This is a genomic window from Streptomyces sp. NBC_00083 (assembly GCF_026343295.1).
In the GTDB taxonomy this organism is placed as follows: Bacteria; Actinomycetota; Actinomycetes; order Streptomycetales; family Streptomycetaceae; genus Streptomyces.
Genome location: NZ_JAPELY010000002.1, coordinates 675648 through 697150, shown reverse-complemented (window position 1 = coordinate 697150; position 21503 = coordinate 675648). Strand labels below are relative to the sequence as shown.

At 72.8% G+C, this 21503-nt stretch carries 21 protein-coding genes; 9 read left to right on the top strand and 12 right to left on the bottom strand.

The annotated features are described in order from the left end of the window. Window positions 1-30: 30 nt before the first annotated feature. Both OOJ98_RS19610 and OOJ98_RS19605 read left to right on the top strand, forming a co-directional pair. Window positions 31-948 (top strand): MBL fold metallo-hydrolase, encoded by a 918-nt coding sequence (locus OOJ98_RS19610; RefSeq protein WP_267056227.1) that lies wholly within the window; start codon window positions 31-33, stop codon window positions 946-948. Between the two features lie 44 nt (window positions 949-992). Beyond that, a complete protein-coding gene (locus tag OOJ98_RS19605) occupies window positions 993-2432 on the top strand; it encodes a carboxylesterase/lipase family protein (RefSeq protein ID WP_267056226.1) in 1440 nt (479 codons plus the stop codon). A 115-nt stretch (window positions 2433-2547) separates the two neighbouring features. Here the strand turns inward: OOJ98_RS19605 and OOJ98_RS19600 are convergent, their stop codons facing one another. Beyond that, a complete protein-coding gene (locus OOJ98_RS19600; RefSeq protein WP_267056225.1) occupies window positions 2548-3468 on the bottom strand; it encodes an NYN domain-containing protein in 921 nt (306 codons plus the stop codon). Between the two features lie 275 nt (window positions 3469-3743). Here OOJ98_RS19600 and OOJ98_RS19595 point away from each other — a divergent pair, with 275 nt between their 5' ends. Continuing rightward, entirely contained in the window at window positions 3744-3896 is a 153-nt protein-coding gene (locus OOJ98_RS19595; protein ID WP_267056224.1) for a hypothetical protein, read from the top strand. Between the two features lie 149 nt (window positions 3897-4045). Here OOJ98_RS19595 and OOJ98_RS19590 read toward each other — a convergent pair whose 3' ends face one another. The 3 genes from OOJ98_RS19590 to OOJ98_RS19580 form a co-directional block, all read right to left on the bottom strand. Further along, window positions 4046-4651: a MarC family protein gene (locus OOJ98_RS19590; RefSeq protein ID WP_267056223.1), complete on the bottom strand. Its 606-nt coding sequence runs from the start codon at window positions 4649-4651 to the stop codon at window positions 4046-4048. 158 nt (window positions 4652-4809) lie between these two features. Continuing rightward, the gene (locus tag OOJ98_RS19585; RefSeq protein ID WP_267056222.1) at window positions 4810-5679 is read right to left on the bottom strand and encodes a PHP domain-containing protein; all 870 of its coding nucleotides are present in this window, start codon (window positions 5677-5679) and stop codon (window positions 4810-4812) included. A gap of 151 nt (window positions 5680-5830) precedes the next feature. Then, on the bottom strand, window positions 5831-6469 hold the full coding sequence (locus OOJ98_RS19580) for a DUF6758 family protein (protein ID WP_267056221.1): 639 nt from the start codon (window positions 6467-6469) through the stop codon (window positions 5831-5833). Between the two features lie 193 nt (window positions 6470-6662). Here OOJ98_RS19580 and OOJ98_RS19575 point away from each other — a divergent pair, with 193 nt between their 5' ends. After that, the gene (locus tag OOJ98_RS19575) at window positions 6663-7910 is read left to right on the top strand and encodes an MFS transporter (RefSeq protein WP_267056220.1); all 1248 of its coding nucleotides are present in this window, start codon (window positions 6663-6665) and stop codon (window positions 7908-7910) included. A gap of 570 nt (window positions 7911-8480) precedes the next feature. Here OOJ98_RS19575 and OOJ98_RS19570 read toward each other — a convergent pair. Next, window positions 8481-9065: a suppressor of fused domain protein gene (locus OOJ98_RS19570; RefSeq protein WP_267056219.1), complete on the bottom strand. Its 585-nt coding sequence runs from the start codon at window positions 9063-9065 to the stop codon at window positions 8481-8483. A 483-nt stretch (window positions 9066-9548) separates the two neighbouring features. Between OOJ98_RS19570 and OOJ98_RS19565 the strand changes: the two genes are divergently transcribed. Further along, window positions 9549-10706 (top strand): magnesium and cobalt transport protein CorA, encoded by a 1158-nt coding sequence (locus tag OOJ98_RS19565; protein ID WP_267056218.1) that lies wholly within the window; start codon window positions 9549-9551, stop codon window positions 10704-10706. Between the two features lie 4 nt (window positions 10707-10710). Here OOJ98_RS19565 and OOJ98_RS19560 read toward each other — a convergent pair whose 3' ends face one another. Further along, a complete protein-coding gene (locus OOJ98_RS19560) occupies window positions 10711-11610 on the bottom strand; it encodes a DMT family transporter (RefSeq protein WP_267056217.1) in 900 nt (299 codons plus the stop codon). A 69-nt stretch (window positions 11611-11679) separates the two neighbouring features. Here OOJ98_RS19560 and OOJ98_RS19555 point away from each other — a divergent pair, with 69 nt between their 5' ends. Then, a complete protein-coding gene (locus tag OOJ98_RS19555; protein WP_267056216.1) occupies window positions 11680-12189 on the top strand; it encodes a hypothetical protein in 510 nt (169 codons plus the stop codon). 23 nt (window positions 12190-12212) lie between these two features. Here OOJ98_RS19555 and OOJ98_RS19550 read toward each other — a convergent pair whose 3' ends face one another. Continuing rightward, window positions 12213-12962, bottom strand: a complete 750-nt coding sequence (locus OOJ98_RS19550; RefSeq protein WP_267056215.1) for a hypothetical protein — start codon at window positions 12960-12962, stop codon at window positions 12213-12215. Between the two features lie 201 nt (window positions 12963-13163). On the opposite strand from OOJ98_RS19550, the gene OOJ98_RS19545 reads away from it, so the two are divergent. Genes OOJ98_RS19545 through OOJ98_RS19535 form a run of 3 tightly spaced genes read left to right on the top strand, consistent with a single transcriptional unit; the run spans window position 13164 to window position 16180 of the window. After that, on the top strand, window positions 13164-14441 hold the full coding sequence (locus tag OOJ98_RS19545) for a CBS domain-containing protein (RefSeq protein ID WP_267056214.1): 1278 nt from the start codon (window positions 13164-13166) through the stop codon (window positions 14439-14441). Continuing rightward, the gene (locus OOJ98_RS19540; protein ID WP_267056213.1) at window positions 14428-15003 is read left to right on the top strand and encodes a DUF1003 domain-containing protein; all 576 of its coding nucleotides are present in this window, start codon (window positions 14428-14430) and stop codon (window positions 15001-15003) included. The genes OOJ98_RS19545 and OOJ98_RS19540 overlap by 14 nt, the downstream gene beginning before the upstream one ends. 43 nt (window positions 15004-15046) lie before the next feature. Further along, complete coding sequence (locus OOJ98_RS19535) at window positions 15047-16180, top strand: Mrp/NBP35 family ATP-binding protein (protein ID WP_267056212.1); 1134 nt, start codon at window positions 15047-15049, stop codon at window positions 16178-16180. A gap of 125 nt (window positions 16181-16305) precedes the next feature. On the opposite strand, the gene OOJ98_RS19530 is transcribed toward OOJ98_RS19535, so the two are convergent. The 5 genes from OOJ98_RS19530 to sigE all read right to left on the bottom strand — a co-directional run bounded on the left by OOJ98_RS19530 (window position 16306) and on the right by sigE (window position 21460). Beyond that, window positions 16306-16986 carry a hypothetical protein gene (locus tag OOJ98_RS19530; RefSeq protein WP_267056211.1) on the bottom strand — a complete coding sequence of 227 codons (681 nt, stop codon included), beginning with the start codon at window positions 16984-16986 and terminating at the stop codon, window positions 16306-16308. 152 nt (window positions 16987-17138) lie between these two features. After that, entirely contained in the window at window positions 17139-17591 is a 453-nt protein-coding gene (locus tag OOJ98_RS19525; protein ID WP_267056210.1) for a sec-independent translocase, read from the bottom strand. 179 nt (window positions 17592-17770) lie between these two features. Beyond that, window positions 17771-19528, bottom strand: coding sequence for a S1C family serine protease (locus OOJ98_RS19520; protein ID WP_267056209.1), 1758 nt, complete (start codon window positions 19526-19528; stop codon window positions 17771-17773). A gap of 166 nt (window positions 19529-19694) precedes the next feature. Beyond that, the gene (locus OOJ98_RS19515) at window positions 19695-20687 is read right to left on the bottom strand and encodes an anti-sigma factor (RefSeq protein ID WP_267056208.1); all 993 of its coding nucleotides are present in this window, start codon (window positions 20685-20687) and stop codon (window positions 19695-19697) included. Further along, complete coding sequence (gene sigE / locus OOJ98_RS19510) at window positions 20684-21460, bottom strand: RNA polymerase sigma factor SigE (protein ID WP_267056207.1); 777 nt, start codon at window positions 21458-21460, stop codon at window positions 20684-20686. Before sigE ends, OOJ98_RS19515 begins: the two co-directional genes overlap by 4 nt. Window positions 21461-21503: the final 43 nt, after the last annotated feature.

Here is a 21503-nt window from a genome sequence, read left to right as displayed (position 1 = left end):
GACTGCCCGTACGGAACCGAGGACGTACCCATGATCCATCCCCCGGAGCAGCTCACCTTCGGCGACGTCGGTGTCACCCGCGTCAAGGAGTTCTACGGCTCGGCCGAGATGGCGCCCGGCGAGTTCTTCCCCGACAGCCCCGACGGCTCGTGGGACGAGCACCGTGCCTGGCTGGCGCCCGACTTCTGGGACCCGGCCACCGACGAGTGCCACACCGCGATCCAGTCCTGGCTGCTGCGCAGCGAGGGGCGCACCATCCTCGTCGACACGGGGGTGGGCAACCACAAGGACCGGCCCTACGCGCCGGTGTGGAACCGCCTGGACACGCCCTATCTCGACCACCTCGCCGCCGCCGGGGTGCGGCCCGAGGACGTCGACCTGGTGATCAACACCCATCTCCACATCGACCACGTCGGCTGGAACACCCGCCTCGAAGGCCGGAGTTGGGTGCCGACCTTCCCGAACGCCACCTATCTGATCAACCGGCGCGACTTCGCGTTCTGGGACCCGGCCAACGACCACCGGTCCGTGCTGGGCCGCGGGAACCAGAACGTGTTCGAGGACAGTGTGACGCCGGTCCACCGGGCCGGACTCATCCACCTGTGGGACGGCTCGTACCGGATCGACAAGAACCTGCGGCTCGATCTCGCCGCGGGGCACACGCCCGGCTCGTCCGTCCTCACCCTGGAGTCCGGTGGCGAGCGGGCCCTGTTCGTCGGAGATCTGGTGCACACCGCGCTGCAGATCGCGGAGCCGGGGACCAACTCCTGTTTCTGCGAGGACCCGGTGGAGTCCCGCGCGACCCGGCACCGGCTGCTCGGCCGTGCCGCCGACACCAACACGCTCGTCTTCCCCGCGCACTTCGGCGGCCGGGGCGCCGCCGAGGTCGTGCGCGACGGGTCGAAGTTCGCGATCAAGGAGTGGGCGCCCTTCACGCGCCTGTCCTGACGCCCGCACACCCCGCCCGCCCCTTGCAGAAAGGAAGGGCCCTCGTGCCCCACCCCACAGATCCGGTGGCCGAAACCCCGGCCGGCGCCGTGCGCGGCATCCGGGACGCCTCCGGCGAGCGCTACCTCGCCCTCCCCTACGCGGCCGCGCCCACCGGCGCCGCCCGCTTCGCGCCGCCCGTGCCGCACCCGCGCTGGCCCGGGGTACGGGACGCCACGCGGCCCGCGCCCACGGCGCCCCAGCCGGTCCGCGACTTCGGCCCGCTCGACATGAGCCCCTACTTCGGGCCGGGCTGGGTGCCCGCCGACGCGTATCTGACCGTCGATGTCCACACGCCCGCCGCCGACGGCGGGCGCCGCCCCGTCATGGTCTTCGTGCACGGGGGCGGGTTCGTCGCCGGGTCGAGCCGCGCCGCGCTCTACGACGGCGGTGCGTTCGTCCGCGACGGTGTGGTCCTCGTGACGGTCGCCTACCGGCTCGGCATCCCCGGGTTCCTCGACCTGCCGGACGCGGCGGCCAACCGCGGGCTGCTCGACGTGCTCGCCGCGCTCGGCTGGGTCCGGGACAGCGTCGCCGCGTTCGGCGGCGACCCCGGGAACGTCACGCTCTTCGGGCAGTCGGCGGGGGCCACGCTGGTGGGCGCGCTGCTCGCGACGCCGGCGGCGAGGGGGCTCTTCCGGCGGGCGATCGTGCAGAGCGGCAACGGCGCCGGCGCGTTCACCCCGGAGCAGGCGCGCCGGGTCACCGTCGCGGTGGCCGCCGCGCTGGGTGTCGAACCGGGTGCCGAGGCGTTCGCCCCGGTCCCGGACGAGCGTTTCCTCGCGGTGCTGCCCGCGCTGGCCGGCCTCGACCTCGCCACCGCCACCGCCGGGGACCCGCTGGCCGGGCTGAGCCCCTTCGCCCCGGTGCTCCCGGTGCAGCCCGTCGATGCCCTGGCCGAGGGCCCGGCCGCCGACGTCGATCTGCTCATCGGCACCACCACCGAGGAGGGCAGGCTGTACGTCGTGCCGCAGGGGGCGCTGGAGTCCACCACGGAGGCCGAGCTGACCGCCGTCGCGGCCCGGACCCACGCCGACCCGGCGGCCGTGCTCGCCGGGCTCCGTGCGGCGCGGCCGGAGGCGACACCGGGCGAGCTGCGGGCCGCGGTGCTCGGGCAGGCCCTGTTCTCGGAGGGTACGGCGCGCATGGCGCGGGCCCACGCGCGGATCTCGGGCGGTCGCACGCACCTGTACTCGTTCGGATACCGCTCGCCGGGGCTGGGCGGGCGGCTCGGCGCGGCCCACACCGTGGAGCTGCCCTTCGTCTTCGACGTCGCCGACGAACCCTGGCTGCACGGGGAGGCCGGGCTGCTGGGGTCCGGCCCGGCTCCGGTGGGCCTTGCGGCCCGGACCCACGGGGCGTGGGTGGCGTTCGCCCGCACCGGGGATCCGGGCTGGGCGCCCTTCGACCCCCTCCACCCGGCGCCCCACCCCCTCGCCGGCTGAGCCGGCCCTCCAGGGGCGCGGGGAACTGCGCGGGACGCGGGCACGGTCCGCGGACGTAGGCGGGGCTCCCAGGGCTTGGCGCTCTGCCGAGGGGCGGCCCCCCGCGGCGGAGCCCTCAGTACTGGCCCTGCAGGTGGTGCCAGAACCCGTCGCGCAGGGCCCGCCGCAGGTCGGCATGGCCGCGCAGGGAGTACTGGAGGAGGCGTTCCGCCTCGATGAGGAGGTCCTGGTCGACCGGGCCCGGGAGGTAGGGATGGCCGGGCAGGAGGTCGGCGAGCGCGGCGCGCCCCCGCTCGGAGAGCCACGTCGCGGCGATCCGCGCACCGACGAAGCGCACGTCCTCGCGGCTGGGCGCGGGGCCCTCCTGCTCGTACAGGGTGACGGGCCGGCGCGTCACGTACGGCTTGCAGAAGTCGAGGTCGAACGTGCGCTGGCTGTCGACCTCCCAGAGCAGGGGCTCCGCCTGGTTGCGGCCCTCGGCCGCCTCGATGCCCCAGAGGTGGACGCGGGCGCCGTAGCCCTGCGCCGCCTCGACGGCGGAGACGAGGTCCTCGTCGCCGCCGATCAGCGCGGCGTCACTGATCGCGCGGTGCCTGGCCAGGGACTCCAGGTCGGAACGGATCAGCGAGTCGACGCCCTTCTGCTGGTTGTTGGCGTTGAGGTTGCCGAGTCTGACTTTGACGTCGGGGAGTTCGGCGATCGACTGCTGCTCGGTGGTGTGGATGCGGCGGCGGGCGCCGTCGTACCAGTACACGCGGAGCAGCCGGCTGTCCGCGAAGATCGTGCGCGCCTTGTCGATGAGGGCCTCGATGAGTCCCTCTGCGTCGAGGTCGAAGGAGCGGCGGTCCTCGGTGCCGGTGACGAGGAGGCCCGCGGCCGCGTAGACATAGCCCGCGTCGACGAAGATCGCGTGCGTGGAGGGGGTCTTCGCGACCTCGGCGAGCATGCGCTGGAGCAGCTCGTTGGTGCGGTCCAGCTTGCGGTCGAGCCGGTCCGCGAGGCCGTGGAGCGCTGGGGGTTCCTGGGAGTCGTCCATACGCCGTCCATTGTCCGCGCCGTTACGGACGGGGCACAACCGGGCACAAGCAGTCCGACACGAGGCCGATCCTTAGCCACGCGAAAAATTTCCTTAGCGTAGGGAATGTTTGCTGGAGGCAACTCGTTGTCCCTTACGGAACGCGTTGCACAGCAGCCACGCAATCCACACGTAACGGGCGGGCAACCGCCCCGACGCCTCGCGGGAGCAGGCTGAGCATCAGCCCCCCGCACCAGTAGTTCTCCTAGCAGGAGGATCAGACGAAGGGAGAAGCCTTGCGCTTCGAAATCATGCGCCTGGACGACGTCGACGGTATCGCCGTTGACACCACCGTCGTGGACGCCGCCTCCGTCAACCGGATCGTGCAGCAGGCCGCCGCAATGGGCCAGCGCATCTACATCCGCCCGGCCGAATCCGCGGCCTCGTAACGCGTCCGAAGCAGTACGCGTCGAGGCAGTGCGCGTCAGAGGTAGCGCTCCCGCTCGCCCGGTGAAGACCGGCGGCGGGTGCCGTATGTGAAGAGCGCCCCCGTACACGGATGTACGGGGGCGCTTCCGCATGTACGGGGGCGTGGGCCTCAGGCGCCGTGGATGACCTGGGTGACGCCGTTGATGATCTGCTGCACCGCGAGGGCGGAGAGCATCATGCCGGCGAGCCGGGTCACCAGGACGACGCCGCCGTCCTTGATCACGCGGATGATCAGCAGCGAGTACCGCATGGTCACGTACAGCACGACGTGGATGGCGATGATCGCGGCCCAGACCGAGACCTGGCCGGAGAACGAGTCGTGGTTCTGCACCGCGAGGATCACCTGGACGATCGCGCCGGGGCCGGCGAGCAGCGGCATGCCGAGCGGCACGAGCGCGACGTTGACGTCCTTGGTCTGCTGGGGCTCGTCGGTCTTGCCGGTGAGCAGGTCGAGCGCGATCAGGAGCAGCAGCAGGCCGCCCGCGATCATCAGCGCGGGCACGTCGATGTGCAGATAGCTGAGGATCTGGTGCCCGACGAGGCCGAAGAGCGTGATCACTCCGAGTGCGACGGCGGCGGCCTGCCAGGCCATCCTGCGCTGGACCTTGGCGGCCCGGCCCGCGGTGAGCGCGAGGAAGATCGGCGTGATCCCGGGGGGATCCATGATGACGAACAGGGTGAGGAAGAGGGAGCCGAAAACGGCAGCGTCGAACACGGTGAGCCTTGCAGGATGAGGGGTGTACGGAGGGAGGGCCGGGCGCCGCGTGGCGCGCGGGACGGCCGGGCACGGCCCCCGGGGTCGCACGGCGGCGGCCGGGGGTGAGTGAAGGGGGGGTGCGGGGTGATACCCCGCGGGCGGGAGGGCGGCTCCCGCTACGGGCGGTCGCTTCCGCCCGCGCCGGGCACGGGGAAGGCCCCGGTGGCGCGGCGGGTGATCTCGCCGTAGATCTCGGGGTCGGTGGTGCACTGGCCGAGCCGTACGGTCTTGCGGCTGCCGTGGTAGTCGCTGGAGCCGGTGGTCAGCAGCCCCAGGTCGCCCGCGAGGGCGCGCAGCCGGGTCCGGGTGGGGGCGTCGTGGTCGGTGTGGTCGACCTCGATGCCGTCGAGCCCGGCGGCGGCCAGTTCCGCTATGACCGACTCGGGCACGACCTGGCCGCGCTTGTGGGCGAGCGGGTGCGCGAAGACGGTGACGCCGCCCGCGGCCTTGACGAGGCGGATCGCGTCGAACGGGTCGAGCTCGTGCTTGCCGACGTAGGCGCGGCCACCGTCGGCGAGCCACTCCGGCACGAACGCGTCGGAGACGGAGGCGACCACGCCGAGTTCGACGAGCGCCTCCGCGACGTGCGGGCGGCCGACCGAGCCGTCGCCCGCGATCCGCGCGACCCGCTCCCAGGTGAGGGGCACGCCGAGTTCCTGGAGCTTGGCGACCATGCCCTGGGCGCGCGGCACCCGGTCGTCGCGCACGAGCTCGCGCTCGCGGGAGAGCTCGGGCTCCTCGGGGTCGAAGAGGTAGGCCAGCATGTGCAGGCCGATGCCGTCGACGCGGCAGGAGAGTTCGGCGCCGGTGACGAGGGTGAGGTCGAGGTCGGGGAGGGCGGCGATGGCCTCGGCGTATCCCCGGGTGGTGTCGTGGTCGGTCAGCGCGACGACGTCGAGCCCCGCGGCCGCCGCGTTGCGGACCAGTTCGGCGGGGGTGTCCGTGCCGTCCGACGCCGTGGAGTGGGTGTGCAGATCGATGCGCACGACGCGTACTCCAGGGCATAAGGGCGGATCAGGGGACAGTCAAGGATAACCGCCCGCCCGCGCCCCGCCGCCCGCGTGGGCGCGCCGCCGGGACGGGGCGCGCGGGGCGCGGGCGGGGCCGGACGCGCCGGGGAGGTGGCGCGCGGGGACGTCAGGACAGGATGCGCGGGGTGAGGGCCCCGCACGGCACGAGTTCGACTTCGGCGCCCGCGTCGCGCAGGTCGGTCAGGACGAGTTCGTCGTACATCAGCAGACCCGACTGCTCGGGCCACACGATCGCCCACAGCCACAGGCCGCACGCCTCGCCCGCGAAGACCGCGCGGTCGTCCGGGGTCCGGGTGACGTGCCACAGCGGGGTGGGGCGGCCGGCCGCGAGGACCTTGGTGTGCGGGGGCTTGTCGACGTTCATGTACGGGCCGGGGTCGGGTCCCTCGATGCCCGCGAAACGGGCGCCGAGCCCGACGCCCAGCTCCTCCGCGACCAGGATCAGCTCCCCCAGACCGCCGAGGGGCCCCGGGCCCGAGCACGCGACGGCGGTGGCGCGGCCTCCGCTGCGGTCGTCACCCGCGTACCCGACGCCGGTGAACAGCCAGCCGACCGGGAGCGGCCAGGGCATCCACACCGGCACCTGTGATCTGCGGACGACGACTTCGAGGCCCTCGACGCTCGGCGGCAGGATCGGCTGGAGCGGCTGGACCGGGCCGTGGACATCGCACTGCCAGGTGTCGGCGAAGAGACCGGGCGCCCTGACCCGGCCTCCGCACTTCGGGCAACTGGGTTCGCCCCTCATAAGGCCCCACGCTCCTCCCCGGCCGTCGCCCCGTCAAGGACGATCACCCGTCCGGAGGCCGCCGGGTTCGTCGCACGGAGGCACGAAAAAGTAGTTTCACGTTGCAGTCATTAGCCTTGCTAAGTTATCGTGTGTATTGCACAACGATCTTGTGATCACCCCTCAAGGGAACTCAAGGGAAGCGGGAGCGGCCATGCGGCAAGTAAAGGACCCACTCGACGAAGGCGCGGGCGCGGGAGCCGGCAGTCTGCTGCGTCAGCCCAAGGCGGTCTGGGCGACCGCGGGCGCCTCCGTCGTCGCCTTCATGGGCATCGGACTGGTCGACCCGATTCTGCCCTCCATCGCCAAGGGCCTGGACGCCACGCCGAGCCAGGTGTCCCTGCTCTTCACCTCGTACTTCCTGATCACCGCCGTCGCGATGCTGGTCACGGGGTTCGTGTCCAGCCGGATCGGCGGCAAGAAGACCCTGCTTGTGGGGCTCGCCCTGGTGGTCGTCTTCGCGGCGCTCGCCGGCACGTCGAACTCGGTGGGCGAACTCGTCGGCTTCCGGGCCGGCTGGGGGCTGGGCAACGCGCTGTTCGTCTCCACGGCGCTCGCCGTCATCGTGGGCGCGGCGGCCGGCGGCAGCGCGGCGGCGATCCTGCTCTACGAGTCCGCGCTCGGACTCGGCATGGCGTGCGGGCCGCTGCTCGGCGCGATCCTCGGCGACATGAAGTGGCGCTACCCCTTCTTCGGCACCGCGGCGCTCATGGCGATCGGCTTCATCGCGATCACGGCGTTCCTGAAGGAGCAGCCGAAGCCGGCGCGCAAGACCTCGCTGCTCGACCCGATCAAGGCGCTCGGCCACGGCGGGCTCGCCTCGGCGGCCGCGTCCGCCTTCTTCTACAACTACGCGTTCTTCACGGTCCTCGCCTTCACCCCGTTCGTCCTGAACATGTCGCCGTACAAGTCGGGTGGCGTCTTCTTCGCCTGGGGCGTGCTGCTCGCGGTGTTCTCGGTGCTCGTCGCGCCGCGGCTCCAGGAGCGGTTCGGCTCCCTGAAGGTGCTCGGCGGATCGCTGGTGCTGCTCGCGGCGGACCTGGTCGTGCTCGGCTATGGCAGCCACACGACGGCGGTGGCGGCGACGGTCGCCTCCGGCGCGTTCATCGGCCTCAACAACACCGTCTACACGGAGTTGGCGCTCGGCGTCTCGGACGCGCCCCGGCCGGTGGCGAGCGCGGGCTACAACTTCGTCCGCTGGTTCGCGGCGGCCGCGGCGCCGTACTTCGCACCGAAGATCGAGGAGTGGAGCGACATCCACGTCCCGTTCGTGGTGGCGGCGGTGGCGGCGGTCGTCGGCGCGGTGATCGTGTGGGTGCGGCGGGCGTCGCTCACGCACGAGGCGGAGGAGCTGCGGCCGGCGCATGCGGCCGAGGACGGGGTCTCGGCGTTCGCGAACTGAGCCCCCGGCCCGGCTGCCCGACCCCGGCCTGTGGAGGCCACCCCAGCTTGTCCGGCCGCCCGACCCCGGCCTACGGAGCCACCCCAGCTTGTCCGGCTGCCCGACCCCGGCCCAGCAGAGGCCACCCCAGCCCGTCCGGCGATTGAGGACGAGGGCCGTTCAGGCCCGAACCGGGGTCTGGGGCGGAGCCCCAGGCAACCCCGCCTTCGGATGCGGACCGTGCCCGCTTCTCGCGCAGTTCCCCGCGCCCCTGGCGGCATGGGTGCCGGGCAGCATGCCCATCCTCAGCCCGCCCGACTGCTCGACCCCGGCCCATGCGGGCCACCTCAGCCCGTCCGGCGATTGAGGACGAGCGCCTTTCGGGCGCGAACAGGGTCTGGGGCGGAGCCCCGGGCAACCCCGCTTCCGTCTGCGGACCGTGCCTGCGTCTCGCGCAGTTCCCCGCGCCCCTAGGTGGGTCGGCCTGGGCGGCATGCCCACCCCGGGCAACCCCAGCCCGTCCGGCGATTGAGGACGAGCGCCCTCAAGGCGCGACACGGGGTCTGGGGCGGAGCCCCAGGTGTGGCGGGGTCAGGTCAGGGGGACCGACGGGCGGAGCGGGTCGCGGAGGTCCGTGCCCTGGGCGAGCCAGCGCTCCTGCAGCTCCTCCGCCCCCCGCACCCGCTTCCACGCCGCCTCATTCGCAGTCATCGGCAACAACGGCAGGAACCGGACCGGATCCATCGGCTCGTCCAGCTCCAGGTCTTCGACGAGGCCGCCCGGCTCGGCCACCAGGACCGAGGTGAAGGGGGCGCCGGGCCACAGCGCCTCGCCGGTGTCGAGCGAGGCGCCCGGGGCCACCACCACACCCTCCACCTGGGGCGACGCGGCGAGCACGGCGAGCGCGCGGAGCACCTTGTCGGTATCGGCGAGCCCGGCCCGCACGGACAGGATCAGCTCGGCCCGCGGGCCCTTGACCGGGTCGGCGAGCGCGGCGGTCGGATCGGCCATCGGCTGGGCGGACATGCCGAGGGTCGCGTACCGGACGATGTCGCCCTCGGTGAACCGCAGCACCTCGATCCGGTCCGTACCGAGAAAGGTGACCGCGGCGCGCGCGTCCGGCTCGCCCAGCGCGGTGCGCAGCCGGGCCTCAACCAGAGCAAGAACATCAACCATGGGCCGAGCATAGAAGGCGTATGCAAGCGGCAAAGAGGGGGCTTGCGCAACGGTGGGCTGATAGTCTTGGCCGCTGTTCGGGACAGCAGGAAGTTCCCCACGGGGGACCGGCTGGAGGAGGTGGGGCTGCGATGGATCGAAGTCGGCCTGGCAGTACCAACCGCTCTTCCGCACGGCTGCGTTGTTCCCGGTGATCTGAATCTCTCGGTGATCCGAGAGCCTCTTTACCCGGCCTCCGCGCCCGGAAACACCTGAGTCTCATGGCGTTTCGCCCAACGGAAGAGCACATCGCCTCGCCTTGTCCGTTTCAGTAGCGAACGCCGTCCGCGCGTGCCCCTGTGGTGCCGCCCGCTTTGCGAACGTGTGCAATTGACGCCTTACGGGGCCCTTCGCCCCTCGGTCTCCTTCGCCGCAGCACGTCCTCATTCCGGGCAGTTCCAGAGCGTCACGCCCTGCGACGGCCCTCCGTGAAGGAGTCCTGCCATGTCGATGATCCGTGACCTGCGCGCCGTGGTCCGCCCCGCACTGCGCAAGACCAGCACCCCGTACAACGGCTACGACACCACCCGCGACCCGTCGGCGAGCAGCGCCGTCGTGGACTGCGCGGTCTACCGCGACGGGCGGCGCGTGCAGTCCCCGCAGTGCGTCCCGGCGCCGGCCGGCGCGTCCACGCAAGAGCCGGTGTGCCTGACGCCGCGTGAGGCGATGCGCCGGGTGCGCGAGGACGGGGGCTTCGCGTGGATCGGCCTGCACGAGCCGACCGAGGCCGAATTCGCCGGTATCGCGGCCGAGTTCGGGCTCCACCCGCTCGCCGTGGAGGACGCGGTCCACGCGCACCAGCGGCCGAAGCTGGAGCGGTACGACGACACCCTGTTCACCGTCTTCAAGACGATCCACTACGTGGAGCACGCCGAGCTCACCGCGACCAGCGAGGTCGTCGAGACCGGCGAGGTGATGTGCTTCACCGGCCGGGACTTCGTCATCACCGTGCGGCACGGCGGCCAGGGCTCGCTGCGCGCGCTGCGCAACCGGCTCCAGAGCGACCCCGAACTCCTCGCCAAGGGCCCCTCCGCCGTCCTCCACGCCATCGCCGACCAGGTGGTCGACGGATATCTGGCGGTCGTGGACGCGGTGCAGGACGACATCGACGAGGTCGAGATCGAGGTGTTCTCGGCCCCGGCCAAGGGCAGCCCGCGCGGCGTGGACGCCGGCCGGATCTACCAACTCAAGCGCGAGGTGCTGGAGTTCAAGCGCGCGGTCTCGCCGCTGCTCCGTCCCATGCAGCTCCTGAGCGAGCGCCCGATGCGCCTGGTCGACCCGGACATCCAGAAGTACTTCCGTGACGTGGCCGACCACCTCGCCCGCGTACAGGAACAGGTCGTCGGCTTCGACGAACTGCTCAACTCGATCCTCCAGGCCAACCTCGCCCAGGCCTCCGTCGCGCAGAACGAGGACATGCGCAAGATCACGTCCTGGGCCGCCATCATCGCCGTCCCGACGATGGTCTGCGGCGTGTACGGCATGAACTTCGACCACATGCCGGAGCTGCACTGGAAGTACGGCTACCCGATCTCGATGGGCCTGGTGGCCGTGGCCTGCCTCGTCATCCACCGCACCCTGAAGCGCAACGGCTGGCTCTGAGAGGTCAGTTGGCGCGGCCCGCCCGGACGACGAGGGCGAGTCCGGCCATGATCACCAGCAGCGCCGGGTAGGCGAGCGCCGGGGGCTGCTGGCCGAGCCAGAGCGCGGCGATGAGGGCGGCGCCGGGGGTCTCCAGCAGGATCGCCGTGGAGGTGACGGACGCGCCCAGGTTCGCCACCACGCGGTTGAGCAGCGAGTGCCCGATCAGCTGGGCGGCGAGCGTGAGCACGGCGAGCTTCACCCAGGTCGCACCGGAGTACGAGGTGAGGTCGGCGCCGCTGAGGAGGGACGCGGCCAGGAGCCCGGCGGCGGCCGTGCCGTAACAGAGGTAGGTGTACGGCACGGTGTCCACGCTCCTGCGGACCTCGGCGCCGAGCAGCACGTACCCGGCGGCCGCGATGCCCCCGCCGAGGGCGAGCGCGTCCCCGGCGAGGGCGCGCGGCGACAGGCTGAGGTCGACGCCGGTGAGCATCATGACGCCCACGCAGGCGGCCAGCGTGCCGCTCCACACCAGGGCCGGGGGCCGGTGTCCGCGCAGCCGCAGCGCGAGGGTCGTCCAGATCGGCGTGGTGGTGCACAGCGCGGTCGAGGAGGCGACGGACGTCATGCTCAGGCTCGGCAGCCACAGCGCGAAGTGCAGCGCGAGGAGGGCGCCCGCGCCGACCGTCAGGCTCACCTCGCGCCGGGTCAGGGCGCGCAGCCGCGCCCGGTACCTGAACCAGGCCACCGGCGTCAGGGCGCCCACCGCGAAGGCGTTGCGCCAGAACGCGACGGCGAGCGCGGGCGCGGCGGTCGCGGCGATCAGCGGCGCGGACAGGGAGACGCCGGCGATGGCGACTCCGAGCAGTACGAAGTCGGTGCGGGGCGCGGCGAGCTGCGGCGCGGGGGTGGTGGCAGTGGTCACGGGCGCAGCGTAAGGGCCATGGCGGGATTACGGAACTGACTATTCTGCGGGGCCTCTACTGTGGTGCCCATGACGCAGACGTTGCTCGACCAGGCCCTTGTCGAGGAGGCCACCAAGAAGTCGGGGCTCATCTGGGTGCGCGGCACCGGGGTGGCCGAGCGGGCCCTGTGGCACGCGTGGATCGACGGGGCCGCGTACGTCGTGGGCGGCGGACCGGGCGAGCAGCCGCTCGACGGCCTCGCGGACGGCGGCACGGCGCAGGTGCTCGTCCGCTCCAAGGACAAGGGCGGGCGCCTGGTGACCTGGGAGGCCCGCGTCCGCGAGATCCCGTCGGGCTCCCCCGCGTGGGACACGGCGGTGGCGGAGCTGAAGGGCAAGCGGCTCAACGCGCCCGACGGCGAGGCGATGCCGGCGCGCTGGGCGGCCGAGTGCCGCCTGCTGAGCCTGACGCCGCAGGGCCCCCTGGCGCCGGCCCCGGAGGGCTCGCTCGCGGCGGCCCCGGTGGCGTCCCCCGCCACGACCCGGCACCCGGTGCCGGCCGCGCTGCCCAAGCTGCTGTTCAAGCGCAAGCGGCGCTGAGCCCCGGTTCAGGTTCCGCGGGCCTAGGTCGTCGGGAGCTGTTTGCCGTAGTCCACGGTGGCGTCCTTGGCCGGCGGCGCCAGCGTGAAGTCCTTGTTCCAGTCGGCCAGTTCGAGGACGCCCGCCCCGCCGGCCCGCTCGAAGCGCAGGGGGTAGGGCGTGCCCTTGAGGGAGACGTCGAGGGTGCCGCCCTCGCCGTCCTTGCCCGCCTCGATCCGTACGGTACGGACCGCGCCGACCTCGGAGCGGTCGCCCTTGGAGAGCGTGCCCTCAAGGCCGAGCACACCCTTGAGCAGCACCGTCTTCTCGGTGAACCCGCGCAGTTGCAGATAGGCCGGGTCGCGCGACGGCACCTTGACGTACTTGTCGTCGAGCTTGCCCGCGGCCGCGCTCGCGCCGCCGGAGTCGCCCCGCGCCCAGAACCCGGCGTCCGCCTTCAGGAACAGGTCCTCGCCCACCCGCAGCAGCCCGAACGTGCTCTTCTGCGAGGTGACCGTGCCCGTGGCGCCGCTGCTCTTCAGCTTCATGTCGATCTTGTACGAGCCGCCCTTGCTGACCAGCGTGCCCGACAGGCGCACCGCGTCCGCGCCGTCGGCCGCGGCCCGCGCCTTGTCCTCGATCTCGGGGGCGGACAGCTTGCCGACTCCGTTGGTCCCTTCGTCCGGATCCGAGCCGCACGCGGTGAGGCCCGCGGCGAGCCCCGCGCACAGCACGAGGGACAGGGCGGCCCGGCGGGCCCGTACCCGCGGGGACCGGGGGGATGGCGAGGTCACCTGCGCACTGCCTCTCGCATGGATGTGGGGGTCGGCAGACCGCACCCTACCCGCACGGTCGCCGCCGCCCGCCGGGGCGCCGTACGGACGACCCGCAAGGGCGTACCGTGCGACCACCGGCTAGCCTGAAGCCCTTGTCGCGCGGTGCATCGCGGCACGTGGGACACGCGCGGGACACCCGGAACAGAAGGAGGCGCTCACATGGCGGCAGGCGCCCCCCGGGTCTTCGTCTCCCACCTCTCCGGTGTCGCCGTCTTCGACCCCAACGGCGACCAGGTCGGCCGGGTGCGCGACCTGGTGGCGATGCTGCGGGTCGGCCGCCGGCCCCCGAGGCTGCTCGGCATCGTCGTCGAGGTGGTGAGCCGCCGGCTCATCTTCCTGCCGATGACCCGGGTCACCGGCGTGGAGTCCGGTCAGGTCATCACCACGGGCGTGGTCAACCTGCGCCGGTTCGAGCAGCGTCCCACCGAGCGGCTGGTGCTGGGCGAACTCCTGGACCGGCGGGTCACGCTGGTCGAGAGCGGCGAGCAGGTCACCGTGCTCGACGTGGCGATCCAGCAGCTCCCGGCCCGTCGCGACTGGGAGATCGACAAGGTCTTCGTACGCCGCGGCAAGTCGGGCGCGCTGCGGCGCAAGGGCGAGACGCTCACCGTGGAGTGGTCGGCCGTCACCGGGTTCTCGCTGGAGGAGCACGGGCAGGGCGCCGAGAACCTCGTCGCCACGTTCGAGCAGCTGCGCCCCGCGGACCTCGCCAACGTCATGCACCACCTCTCCCCCAAGCGGCGCGCCGAGGTGGCCGCCGCCCTCGATGACGACCGGCTCGCCGACGTCCTGGAGGAGCTGCCCGACGACGACCAGGTCGAGATCCTCGGCAAGCTGAAGGACGAGCGGGCCGCCGACGTCCTGGAGGCGATGGACCCGGACGACGCCGCCGACCTGCTCTCGGAGCTGCCCGAGGAGGACAAGGAGCGCCTCCTCACCCTGATGCAGCCCGACGACGCGGCGGACGTGCGCCGGCTGCTGTCGTACGAGGAGCGCACGGCGGGCGGTCTGATGACGACCGAGCCGATCGTGCTGCGCCCCGACGCCACGGTCGCCGACGCGCTGGCCCGGGTGCGCCAGCAGGACCTCTCGCCGGCGCTCGCCGCACAGGTCTACGTCTGCCGGCCGCCGGACGAGACGCCGACCGGCAAGTACCTCGGCATGGTGCACTTCCAGCGGCTGCTGCGGGAGCCGCCGTTCACGCTGGTCAGCTCGGTGGTGGACAGCGACCTGAAACCGCTGCCGCCGAACGCCTCGCTGCCGTCGGTGACCAGCTTCCTCGCCGCGTACAACATGGTGGCCGCGCCCGTGGTGGACGACAGCGGCTCCCTGCTCGGCGCGGTCACCGTCGACGACGTACTCGACCACCTGCTGCCCGACGACTGGCGCGAGACGGAGTTCCACGGTCCCGAGGGGGTGCCGGATGGGCGGCACTGACCGCACGGACGAGCGCACCCGGGCGAGCGGCGCGAGCGCCGTGACGCGCGGCCGCGCCCGGCTCGACCAGCCGCGCTCGGGGCGGGGGCGGCTGCTGCCGGAGTGGGACCCGGAGGCGTTCGGCCGGTTCAGCGAGCGGATCGCGCGCTTCCTCGGCACCGGACGGTTCATCGTCTGGATGACCCTGATCATCATCCTGTGGGTCGCCTGGAACATCTTCGCGCCGGGCAGCCTGCGCTTCGACAACTACCCGTTCATCTTCCTCACGCTCGCCCTCTCCCTCCAGGCCTCGTACGCGGCCCCGCTGATCCTGCTCGCGCAGAACCGGCAGGACGACCGCGACCGGGTCACCCACGAGCAGGACCGCAAGCAGAACGAGCGGTCCATCGCCGACACCGAGTACCTCACCCGGGAAATCGCGGCGCTGCGCATGGGCCTCGGCGAGGTGGCCACCCGCGACTGGATCCGCTCCGAACTCCAGGACCTGGTCAAGGAGATGGACGAGCGCCGGAACGTATTCCCGCACGAGCGCGCCCACGGACGTGACGAAGGCGACCGCTGACAGGGCTTTCCGTACCGTGCGGTAAGCGCCGTACCATCACCGTATGGCTACGGAAGACGCGGTGCTTGAGGCACTGGCGACGGTGAACGACCCCGAGATCCACCGACCGATCACTGAGCTCGGCATGGTCAAATCGGTGGAGATCGGGACGGACGGGGCGGTTGCCGTCACGGTGTACCTGACCGTCTCCGGCTGCCCGATGCGCGAGACCATCACGAAGAACGTGACGGAGGCGGTCGAGCGGGTCGAGGGCGTCAGCCGCGTCGACGTGACGCTCGACGTGATGAGCGACGAGCAGCGCAAGGACCTGGCGTCCGCGCTGCGCGGCGGCACCGCCGAGCGCGAGGTGCCCTTCGCCCAGCCCGGCTCGCTGACCCGCGTGTACGCGGTCGCCTCCGGCAAGGGCGGCGTGGGCAAGTCCTCGGTGACGGTCAACCTGGCGGCCGCGATGGCGGCGGACGGCCTGAAGGTCGGCGTCGTGGACGCGGACATCTACGGTCACTCCGTGCCCCGCATGCTGGGCGCCGACGGGAAGCCCACCCAGGTCGAGAACATGATCATGCCGCCGTCCGCGCACGGCGTGAAGGTCATCTCCATCGGCATGTTCACGCCGGGCAACGCCCCGGTCGTGTGGCGCGGCCCGATGCTGCACCGCGCGCTCCAGCAGTTCCTCGCGGACGTGTACTGGGGCGACCTGGACGTGCTCCTGCTCGACCTGCCGCCGGGCACCGGTGACATCGCGATCTCGGTGGCCCAGCTGGTGCCCAACGCCGAGATCCTCGTGGTGACCACCCCGCAGCAGGCCGCCGCCGAGGTCGCCGAGCGGGCCGGATCCATCGCCGTGCAGACCCACCAGAAGATCGTCGGCGTCGTCGAGAACATGGCGGGTCTGCCCTGCCCGCACTGCGACGAGATGGTCGACGTGTTCGGCACGGGCGGCGGCCAGAAGGTCGCCGACGGCCTGACCAAGACGACCGGCGCCACCGTGCCGGTGCTCGGCTCCATCCCGATCGACGTGCGGCTGCGCGAGGGCGGCGACGACGGCAGGCCCGTCGTCCTGTCCAACCCCGACTCCCCCGCCGGCGCCGCGCTGCGCGCCATCGCGGGCAAGCTGGGCGGCCGCGCCCGCGGCCTGTCGGGCATGTCGCTCGGGATCACCCCGCGCAACAAGTTCTAGGCCGCGTACGGCCGCGGTGGCCGGTATCGGCAGCGGTAAGGGGCGCCCGCCATTGCGGGCGCCCCTCACGCGTGCCTGGATGCGGTCACCGGGCGACCCTCACGCGTGAGGGTGCCGGGCCGGCCTCACGCGTACGAGGCGAGGTCCTCGATCACCGAGAATCCGAGCCCGTACGCGCTCAGGCCACGCCCGTAGGCGCCCAGGTGCACACCGCTGCGCGCGGAGCCCGCGAGGACCCAGCCGAACTCGGACTCGCGGTAGTGGAACTCGGTCGGCTCGCCGTCGACGGGCAGCGAGAGCGTCGACCAGTCGGACCCCGCCAGGTCGTCGGCGAGCTCCCAGGCCGTCTCGGTCTGCTGGTCGAGCCAGTCGCCGCGCAGCACGTGGTCCATCTGCGCGGGCCAGGTGAAGGACAGCAGCCCCGACCCGGCGAGCCAGGCCGCCGAGGAGACCGAGGTGGCCTCCAGGACGCCCGTACCGTCCCCGCTGCGGCGCACGGGGGTGGCGGGGATGCTCACGACCACCGCGAACCGCTCACGGTCGCTCACGGCCGCCGCCTCGGGCCGTATCGACGGCTCGTCGCCGTGCCCGATCGAGCCGTGCTGGACCGTGCCGTCGGCGGCCGCGGTCACCTGCATCAGCCAGCGCGGCCCGGTGAACGCCTCGTCGAGGCCGTACCAGGGGAAGGGCGCGCGCAGATAGCCGTCGACCATACGCCGGGCCGCCGGCACTCCCTCCGGTGTGGACTGGGCGCCCTGGGGCGCCCCTTGAGCGGACTGCCCCGCTGCCCGGCTTGTCGTCTCCATCTGCCCGGCCGCCTCCTAGATCAGTAGCGTCCGGAGCGGCCCGCCCCCCTCGGGCGTCCTGGCTTCCGGACAGATGGAGGATAGCCACCTGATCGCGGCTCGCCGGAAAAGCCCATGTGGGATTGGCGTGTATCGGCGCGGAGCGGCGTCCGTCAGGTGGCGTCCGCGTCGAACGGGGGACGCTCGCCCGGGTCGAGCTGAGCACGCTTCTTGACCAGGTCGGGGCCGCCGCCCGAGCCGTTCACCGACCCGTTGACCGCCGCGGCGGCCGGGGCGGACTCGCGGCCGTTCACGGCGTCCGCGACCTCTTCCATGTCCTTGCGGAGGTCGAAGCTGTTGCGGATCTCCTTCAGGCCCAGGTCGTCGTTCTCCATCAGCTGCTTGCGGACGAACGTCTTGGGGTTCAGGTCCTCGAACTCGAAGTCCTTGAACTCGGGGCCGAGCTCGGCCCGGATGTCCTGCTTGGCGCTCTCCGAGAAGGAGCGCACCTTGCGGATCACGTTCGAGACGTCCTGAATCAGCTTGGGCAGCTTGTCCGGGCCGAAGATGAGCACGGCGAGGATTACGAGGGTGCCCAGCTCCATGGGCCCTATGTCAGTGAACACCCGCTGCTCCTCGTGTTCTCATTGCTCGCGATCCCGGCGCCCGGTCTCAGCTCCGCGTCCCGTCATGGACCGCTCCACGGTACCCGGCCGAACTGTCGACGCGGTACCTCCGGGGTGACCATTGGACGTCGGAACAGGGCCGGACGGGCGGGGACCGCCCGTACGGCGGTGTCCCGCGCTCAGGACGCCGAGCCGAGGGTCAGGGTCAGCTCCCGCTCCGTGCCGCCCCGCAGCACGGTCAGAACCAGCCGGTCCCCGGGGCGGTGGGCGCGGATCTTGACGATCAACTCCTCGCCGCCGTGCACCCGCTGACCGTCCACCTTGGTGATCACGTCCTGCGCCTTGACGCCGGCCTTGTCGCCGGGGCCGCCCGGGACGACGGCCGGCTTGCCGTCGCTCGCCTTGTCGCCGACGCGCGCGCCGTCGCCGCTGTACTTCATGTCGAGCGTGACGCCGATCACCGGGTGGGTGGCCCGGCCCGTGTTGATCAGCTCCTCGGCGACGCGCTTGGCCTGGTTGACCGGTATGGCGAAGCCGAGCCCGATCGATCCGGCCTGGCCGCCGGCCTCGGTGCTGCCGCTGCCCGCGGACCGGATCGCGCTGTTGATGCCGATGACGCGCGCCTTGGAGTCGACGAGCGGGCCGCCGGAGTTGCCCGGGTTTATCGGGGCGTCGGTCTGGAGCGCGTCCACATAGCTGACGTCGCTGCCGTCCCCGCTCTCGCCGCCCGCGGTGATGGGGCGCTCCTTGGCGCTGATGATGCCGGACGTCACGGTGTTGGAGAGGTCGAAGGGCGCCCCGATCGCCACCACCGGGTCGCCGACCATCACGTTGTCGGAGTTGCCGAGCGCCAGGGGCTTCATCCCCGATACGCCGTCGACCCGGACGACCGCGAGGTCGTACCCGGCGTCGCGCCCGACCACCTGCGCGGACGCGCTCTCGCCGCCGCTGAACGTCACGGAGATCTTGCCCGAGGTGCCGGCGGGCTGCACGACGTGGTTGTTGGTCAGGATGTGCCCGGCGTTGTCGAGCACGAAGCCGGTACCGGTGCCGGACTCGGTGGCCCCGGTGACATGGATGGTGACCACGCTCGGCAGCGCGCTCGCGGCGATCCCGGCGACGCTGTCCGGCGCGCGGCCCTGCGGCTCCTTGTCGGCCTGCGGCAGGTGCACGCTGGTGAGCCTGCCGTTGCGCTCCACGTACGCCCCTACGCCGCCGCCGATGCCTCCCGCGACCAGCGCGAGCAGCACCGCCCCGGCGAGCAGCGCCCCGCGCCGCCGCCTCCTCGGCTCCGGCACCGGCCCGGCGGCGCTGAACGGCTCGTGTGGCGCACCCCACGGGTCGTACGCGCCCCACTGCGGGGCGGGACCCGCCGGGCCCTGCGGGCCGGGTCCGGGTACGGCGGGTGCGGCCTCCGCCGGGGCGGGTCCCGGGTACGGCGGCGCCGGGGTGGCTGGTGCCTGAGCTGCGGCATAGGTGCCCTGAGGCGGCAGCACCGTCCCCCCGGGCGGCGTCGGCACCGGCCGCTGCACGGGCGGCGCGGGCGCCCACGGTCCGGGCCCGCCGTAGGGCGGGGTGCCATAGGGATCCGGCGCGTGCAGCGGCCCAATCCGCTCGGCGCGGGGGGCGTCGACGGCAGGGAGGTGTGCGCTCTCGGTGCCGGGCGCGGCGGCGGTCCCGGCGGCCGCGGGGGCCGCGGCGCCCTCGTCCACGGGGGCGGGGCGGGTCGGGGCCGGCGGCGCCAAGTCGTAGGTGTCGACCGGGGCTTCGGCCGGACCGGGTGACTCGATGGAGTCGGCGGCGGCCGGCGCGGGGCGTGCCTCGTCGAGGGGCTCGGCGGGGCCGGTCGCCGGAGCGGGCTCGGTGGCGCGGGGGTGGCCCGTCGACGGACGGTTCCACCACCTGGGCTTCGGTCCGGTGGGCTGCTGCTCGTTCATGCTCTCCCCGCGACTGACCCGCGTGCTCCGGCGAGCACCCCTCCCCGGATTCAACCAGGTCGCCCGCGGCGGCGGCAGAGCGCGGCCCCTGGACCCGGCTCGGGCTGGGCGTGGCGCCTACGGGCGACCCCTGCCGGGGCCGGCCCCGGCAGGGGTCGCGGCGCGGTCAGCGCCGGGCGTAGAGGGGGAGCCCCGACGCCACCGGCGCAGCCGACCGCACCGGCGCCGCCGGGGTCACGGTCGGGGTGGCGGCGAGCACGCTCTGGGTGAGGTCGGTCGTGGTGAGCGGGAGCGTCGCCACGGCCGGCCGTATCAACGGCGGCAAGGACGAGCCGTTCAGCCGGCCGACGGGGAACGCGCCGCCGAGCGGCCGCACCGGCCCGTTCTGCGCGGGCATCGCGCTCAGCCCGCGGAATCCCGGGGTGGCGGGCGCGGTGGGCTGGGCCGCCATCGCGGACAGCAGCCCTGCGGTGGCGCCCCCGCGACGGCGGTCCTCGGCGGAGCCGCTGCTCTGCGCGGCGCTGCCGGAACGCAGCGGCACGACACTGCTGCCGCTGCCCGCCGCGCGGGCACCGGAGGCCGAGCCGAGCGGAAGCGTCCCGCCGAGAGCGATGGCCGCGAGAGACACGGCGCTCGCGGCGGCGAAGGCGAACCTGCGCCCGCGCCAGGGCGAGCCCGGCCGGTCCTGCTCGGAGCGGCCCACCTCGTGGATGCGGAAGCCGCCCGTCAGCGCGCCGGGCAGGACCGCGGCGTGGGAGCCGGCGGGCACGTATCCGAAGTCACCGGGGCGGGAGACGCGCGGGTCGGCGGGGCCGCCGGGCTCGGGGTGCGCCTCGCCGAGTCTTCCGAAGAAGCCGTCGGCGTGGTGTCCCCCGCCGAACGGTCCCTGCGAGCCGTCGTCGTCACCGCCTCTTCCCACGGGGCCGCCGGGCAGCCCCTGGAGCCGGGCGAGGAAGTTCTCCGACGGCGGTGGCGGCGCGGTGCGCGCGAAGACGCTCTTCAGGTTGCGCTGGGCGTCGGCCTCCGCCTTGCACTTGGCGCAGGTCGCCAGGTGGGACAGGACGCGTTCGCGTGCGTCGTGGTTCAGCTCGCCGTCGACGAGGGCCGCGAGCCGGTCGCCGAGGTGCTGTTCCGCGGGGGTGGGATCCGTATCACTCACGCCATCCCCTCTCCGGCCACCCCGAGCGCTCCGGGCGCCACCCCCGCCAGCGCACGCTGCTGCTCGGCGCGGGCTTCGGGCGAACGGTGCTGGAGGGCCTTGCGCAGATGGGAGCGGCCACGGTGGATCCGGCTGCGGACCGTGCCGAGCTTCACTCCGAGGGTGGCCGCGATCTCCTCGTAGGAGAGCCCCTCGATGTCACAGAGCACGACGGCCGCGCGGAACTCGGGCGCGAGCGTGTCCAGCGCCTGCTGCACATCGGCGTCGAAGTGGGCGTCGTTGAACGCCTGTTGGGGGTTGGGCTCGCGGCTGGGCAGTCGCTCCGCCGCGTCGTCGCCGAGCGCGTCGAAACGGATGCGCTGACGGCGGCGGACCATGTCGAGGAAGAGGTTGGTGGTGATGCGGTGCAGCCAGCCCTCGAAGGTGCCCGGCGTGTACGTCGACAGCGAGCGGAAGACGCGGACGAAGACTTCCTGGGTGAGGTCCTCGGCGTCGTGCTGATTGCCCGTCAGACGGTAGGCGAGGCGGTAGACGCGGCCACTGTGCGTGCTGACGATCTCCTCCCACGTAGGGGGAGTCCACGCCTGGGAATCCGCGTCGGCGAACGTCGCGGTAGTTGCGGAGCTGGTAGCGCGGGAACGGTCAGCAATGTCGGTCACGGATTTCGGCTCACCCGCCGACCTGAGAAAGCGCCGCAGCACTCCTCCCCGATCCACAGGCGCAGCCGCACCTCCCCTGTCGGCTCTGGTGGTGTCCAGTGGAGCCCCTACCATAGCCACCTCGCCCGTTAGCTCCGGATAAGAATCTTTACGTGCA

Bases quoted from the DNA above. Each gene is read 5' to 3' on its own strand.
- OOJ98_RS19610 (WP_267056227.1), top strand. From the start codon at position 31: ATGATCCATCCCCCGGAGCAGCTCACCTTCGGCGACGTCGGTGTCACC.
- OOJ98_RS19600 (WP_267056225.1), bottom strand. From the start codon at position 3,468: ATGGACGACTCCCAGGAACCCCCAGCGCTCCACGGCCTCGCGGACCGG.
- OOJ98_RS19580 (WP_267056221.1), bottom strand. From the start codon at position 6,469: ATGAGGGGCGAACCCAGTTGCCCGAAGTGCGGAGGCCGGGTCAGGGCG.
- OOJ98_RS19575 (WP_267056220.1), top strand. From the start codon at position 6,663: ATGCGGCAAGTAAAGGACCCACTCGACGAAGGCGCGGGCGCGGGAGCC.
- OOJ98_RS19570 (WP_267056219.1), bottom strand. From the start codon at position 9,065: ATGGTTGATGTTCTTGCTCTGGTTGAGGCCCGGCTGCGCACCGCGCTG.
- OOJ98_RS19565 (WP_267056218.1), top strand. From the start codon at position 9,549: ATGTCGATGATCCGTGACCTGCGCGCCGTGGTCCGCCCCGCACTGCGC.
- OOJ98_RS19555 (WP_267056216.1), top strand. From the start codon at position 11,680: ATGACGCAGACGTTGCTCGACCAGGCCCTTGTCGAGGAGGCCACCAAG.
- OOJ98_RS19545 (WP_267056214.1), top strand. From the start codon at position 13,164: ATGGCGGCAGGCGCCCCCCGGGTCTTCGTCTCCCACCTCTCCGGTGTC.
- OOJ98_RS19540 (WP_267056213.1), top strand. From the start codon at position 14,428: ATGGGCGGCACTGACCGCACGGACGAGCGCACCCGGGCGAGCGGCGCG.
- OOJ98_RS19535 (WP_267056212.1), top strand. From the start codon at position 15,047: ATGGCTACGGAAGACGCGGTGCTTGAGGCACTGGCGACGGTGAACGAC.
- OOJ98_RS19530 (WP_267056211.1), bottom strand. From the start codon at position 16,986: ATGGAGACGACAAGCCGGGCAGCGGGGCAGTCCGCTCAAGGGGCGCCC.
- OOJ98_RS19520 (WP_267056209.1), bottom strand. From the start codon at position 19,528: ATGAACGAGCAGCAGCCCACCGGACCGAAGCCCAGGTGGTGGAACCGT.
- sigE (WP_267056207.1), bottom strand. From the start codon at position 21,460: ATGGTAGGGGCTCCACTGGACACCACCAGAGCCGACAGGGGAGGTGCG.